General features: G+C 45.1%; 5 protein-coding genes. 2 read left to right on the top strand and 3 right to left on the bottom strand.

The features are described 5' to 3' along the window. Positions 1-133: 133 nt before the first annotated feature. Both LUQ50_RS13635 and LUQ50_RS13630 read right to left on the bottom strand, forming a co-directional pair. The gene (locus LUQ50_RS13635) at positions 134-679 is read right to left on the bottom strand and encodes a hypothetical protein (protein ID WP_300040584.1); all 546 of its coding nucleotides are present in this window, start codon (positions 677-679) and stop codon (positions 134-136) included. Between the two features lie 97 nt (positions 680-776). Further along, the gene (locus LUQ50_RS13630; RefSeq protein WP_300040582.1) at positions 777-1,145 is read right to left on the bottom strand and encodes a hypothetical protein; all 369 of its coding nucleotides are present in this window, start codon (positions 1,143-1,145) and stop codon (positions 777-779) included. 284 nt (positions 1,146-1,429) lie between these two features. On the opposite strand from LUQ50_RS13630, the gene LUQ50_RS13625 reads away from it, so the two are divergent. Together LUQ50_RS13625 and LUQ50_RS13620 are read left to right on the top strand one after the other, a co-directional pair. Further along, the gene (locus LUQ50_RS13625) at positions 1,430-2,302 is read left to right on the top strand and encodes a formate/nitrite transporter family protein (protein ID WP_300040580.1); all 873 of its coding nucleotides are present in this window, start codon (positions 1,430-1,432) and stop codon (positions 2,300-2,302) included. 67 nt (positions 2,303-2,369) lie between these two features. Further along, the gene (locus tag LUQ50_RS13620; RefSeq protein ID WP_367279017.1) at positions 2,370-2,846 is read left to right on the top strand and encodes a nucleotide-binding protein; all 477 of its coding nucleotides are present in this window, start codon (positions 2,370-2,372) and stop codon (positions 2,844-2,846) included. A gap of 112 nt (positions 2,847-2,958) precedes the next feature. Here LUQ50_RS13620 and LUQ50_RS13615 read toward each other — a convergent pair. Continuing rightward, positions 2,959-4,527 (bottom strand): PAS domain S-box protein (locus tag LUQ50_RS13615; protein ID WP_300040576.1); only part of this gene is annotated, 1,569 nt, incomplete at its 5' end.

The following is a 4,527-nucleotide window of genomic DNA, read 5'->3' as shown; positions in this document are numbered from 1 at the left end:
ATGGGAAATCCTTCAGCAAATGTGTTATCAATCGTTACACCGTTCAGTTCCATAAGGATCCTCTCATCTGAGGTCATCGGTTATGCCAATAATGGTTTCTTATTGGATCCGGTTCAAAATTACGAGTTATTGATCAGGATACAGGAAATCCGCATGCCTGAAGCACATCCCGCCCGGAAATTGGTCGTAACGGATCTGCATCGGTCATCAGAGTTGAGAGTGAGAGAACAGAACGGGGAAGCCTGATCCCAAAGAGATCTGCAAGATCAATCTCATGAGTGTGGGCTAGTACGGTCTTGCGCACCGTTCCCCGATCAATAACAATGCCAATGTTCTTAAGGATCGTTGCAGTCTGGGAGTATGTAAAATCCTTTGAGAGTGCAACGCAGAGATCAACAACCGGTGATCCAAATCTGCTATTTTCATAAAAGGGTGCATCTGCATAACAGAGCCGCCCGCATTCCCTGCAGTGGAAACGCTTCACTTGCACATATATTTGATCGGGACCTGTAGGAGTCAGGACGGTTGAGAACCGTCTTTGTTTGAGATCATGGCTGATCAGAAGCCCGGCACAATCAGGACAGAATGAGGCTTCAAGAAACTGGACACCGGCTACGCCAGTTACCGCAAGGTATACAATATCTGCAATGATCGGTGGGATAAGAGTGACTCTCTTCATCTGAACCAGTAATACAGAATCATCATAATTTTTGAGAAATATGCGTATGAGTTATTACCGCAGGGTTAGATATCCATCGGAGATATGGTATGATGATTCACTCCACTCTCCCGGAAACTGAAAATTGCATATGGAGCCTGATCACCAGGGCAGTAATAGAGGCAGCAAATAATATCTGAAGAAAAAGGGTTGGAGGAATATCAAGAGCGGTAAAGATAATGACCGCATAAACCGGAGTAAGCAGGGATACAACGTCGAGTTTTTCTTTTTTAAGAGAGAGATACGATAAAACCAGCGTTCCTGCAATACAACCCCAGAAGAAGGTACCGGGATCATTAATAATTTCATAGTGGGAAAGGGTAACTGCTACCACAACTCCGCCCCATACCAGAAGAAGAATTACTGTCGTGATGATCTTTTCTTTCCAAGAGAGAGATTGTAAGACCTGAATAACTGATGAAATCATGCCCTCAGTATATACAATGAACAGAGTCATCAATCGTTTGATCACATGGAGGAGACACGGAAGCAAATATGATGAAAGAGAGGGATCTGGTGCAGCGCTCTTCGGCAAAGACTTTTAAGGAAATTTTTAAGTCTGTAATTCTAACTCTGTTTTGGATTTTAAAGCCATAAATTGCCCCAAACAAAACAAAAGTGTTTAATACTATCACAAAATACTTATTCTTTAAGCCTAACCAGATTTTTGTGTGGTATTGGTTAGGTAATCTGTGAAGGTGTGACAAAACAATGGTATTTCATCCACCAGTGCAAATAATTGCAAAAGGAGCAGGAGCAGGCAAGTACAAAGTTGGCCTCGAGTGGTGGAACATGGTCCTTCGGGGCTTTATGTCCGGTGCATACATCGCCATGGGAGGAGCCTTGGCGACCGTATGTTCAACCGCTGTTGCTGACAATCTCGGCGCAGGTATGGGCCAGCTCATTCTGGGAGCAGTGTTCCCTGTTGGGCTTATTATCACCGTTCTGACCGGTGCAGAACTCTTTACCGGTGACGCAATGCTTGCACCTCTTGCAGCATTCATCCACAAGATCAGCTGGATGTCAGTCATGAACCTCTGGATCTGGGTGTATATCGGTAACTTCATTGGTTCAGTCTTTTATGCATATATCATGGCAAACGGACCGTTTGTATCATGGAATGCTGCAGGACTCGCCACAGTCAATGCATTCGGACTGCGGGCCATGGGTATTGGTATTGCCAAGGTAAGTTACGTTGGTATGGTAGGCATGTGGTCTGCATTCCTGAAAGGAGTCGGCTGCAACTGGCTTGTTAACCTGGCAATTCTCCTTGGTATCTGTGCGGATGATGCGGTAGGCAAGTTCTTTGGAATCTGGTTCCCAATCATGGCCTTCGTTTCAACCGGGTTTGAACACTGCGTTGCGAATATGTACTTTATTCCAGCAGCCATTATGACCAGAGGATACCTGAGTGATGCCCAGATAGCCAATCTCACTCCTGCAAAGGTTGAGACTGTAAATTGGGTAACCGCATGGACTGCCAACCTCATCCCAGTTACCATCGGTAACATCGTTGGTGGACTTCTCTTTGTTGGTGTCATTTACTGGATCGCTTTCAAGAAAGAGATCGAGGCACTTGAATAACCCATTCCTTTTTTTCATAATGCAAATTCGTTCATTGCCAGTTAGGCCTTCAGTTCTTCATCTTTGTGTGTTCGGTTTCTTTGCGATCTTTCTTCTCTGGTACATCCTGATTACCGGTGAGTTCAGAACACTTATCTGGGCGGGCCCGACATTGGTTTGCCTGCTCATTATCCCGATGCTGCTCAATTACATGAGCCAGAAGGAGTATGAAGGACTCACTCCGATGTACGAACAGGAAGCAAGGAGCGTAAAGATCAGGGAAATATCAGAAAAGATGATATCCAAACCGATCAGAATTGAAGGAGTAGTTGAAGAAGTGCGATTCAGATCCCTGAACCGGCCACATTTCATCGTCGGTGACCGTACAGGATCCATCCCGGTAAAAATGTTCACAACCCCCCGTGAAGATGTAAGAGTTGGAGATATCGTTGAAGTACTCGGTCAGGTGATACACCGGTATATTGTCACCGGAGATCCGGTAGTAAACGGTGTATCAATTCGGGTTGTATCACGGAAAGGGAGTGTAAAAGAAAAGACCGGATGAATACCGGTGGAGAACGGTTTCAGGGTCTCCATCCGGAAATTTCATTGAACTATTTTCAAGGTGAGAAACCACCCTTCTGAACATCAGAAGAGAATTGAAGAGTTGCCTTTTGCTATGATCCTTGTTGATCGGTAATATCCTGAATTATACCATCAATGCTTACCACTTTCCCTGATTCATCAGATACCGGTCTGCCTCGCTCACTCAGCACTCTGACTCTGCCCTGTTTATCAATAATCCTGTACTGCAGATCATAGGGCTGACCAGATATGATCGCATTCATCTTGGTCTGAATAACCTGATCTTTCTCTTCTGCAAGAATTAACGGAATTAAAGAACTGATCTGACCACTGGCAAGTTCTTTTGATGAATAACCGGTCAGGGTCTCGAAGTGATCGTTATAAAACTCCACATCAGAGTCAGATAGCGATATACGGAATACAATACCGGGAATATTTTGTGCCAGAGTCCTGAACTGCCGCTCACTTCTGGCAAGTGCTTCACGAGTCTGAAACCGTACAATAGTACTGCCAATGAGTGAACTGGCGATCTCCATTGCGTAGATCTCCTTCTTACTCCAGACCCTTTCAAATTTATTCTCCAGAAATCCGACCGAACCCCTGATATCTCCGTCTATGATCACCGGTACTAGCAAAATAGAAGCGATCCCAGCGGATTCAAAAACTGCCTGATCAGTTTCAGGGAGGTTTTTTATCAGTCTGAAAACAGTTTTCCCTTCTGCTACCAGATCACGAATAAGGGCATATGACCCAGATTCATCATGCTCATATCCACGGTAAAACCGCGAAAATTCATACGAGTACGGATCAGAGAACCAGGACCCTCTGAAAGGAATTGAGGTCAAGAGAGGAGTATTTACCTTATTTTCAAAGAGACATATCCCGCTTACATCTGCGGCTTCCCCGATGAGCCGGATGGTTTTTAAGACGCAGTCCTGAAACGAGGTGGATTGCAGAATATTAGACCCCGCCTGACTAATCGCTTCGAAGATCTCATTTTGTCGTTTAATCTCCAGTTCCATCAGTTTTCTGGCAGTGATATCACGCAATGTCTCGATAACCCCGATTACATTGCCATGGATATCATAAAGCGGGGCAGCCTTTATCCAGAACCACATCAGTACTTTGGTAACAGGGTTTCGGGTCTGAATATCAACCATGATGGTGTCCCCATCTATCACCGGGTTTTTATACCTGGCTAGAATCCCAGGATCACGGTTCAAAATATAATCAGGAAGAATCGGGGCCGTTTCATGATATAAGGCCATGGTATGAGAGTATCCTGCTTTTCCAAGGATCTCCAGTTTTGATACACCGGTCAGGTCTTCCAGTTCGCGATTCCATCCAGTAACGGTGCCATTCGTATCAAGGACAAAAACCGGATCAGGAAGAAACTCAAGGATGTATTCGAGTCTAAGCAGAGCTTCCTGGATCTCTGCTTCAATCCGCCTCCGTTCAGTAATGTCTCGTGCGATCGCAAGGGCTACTGGTTTGTCCTGTAATGAGAAGAGATGTGCATTCACCTCTACCGGCAGGACCGAACCATCACGTCTGACCAGATCAATCTCAAAGAAAGCCTGTTTATTCAGAATAAAGGTCTGGATGATATCGTCGATGCGGGGGAGATCTCCGGGACTTATAATGTCTGTCACTTGTAGATT

Origin of the sequence: Methanospirillum sp., from assembly GCF_028679455.1 — an archaeon.
In the GTDB taxonomy this organism is placed as follows: domain Archaea; phylum Halobacteriota; class Methanomicrobia; order Methanomicrobiales; family Methanospirillaceae; genus Methanospirillum.
This window is presented reverse-complemented; position numbering and strand designations above follow the sequence as displayed.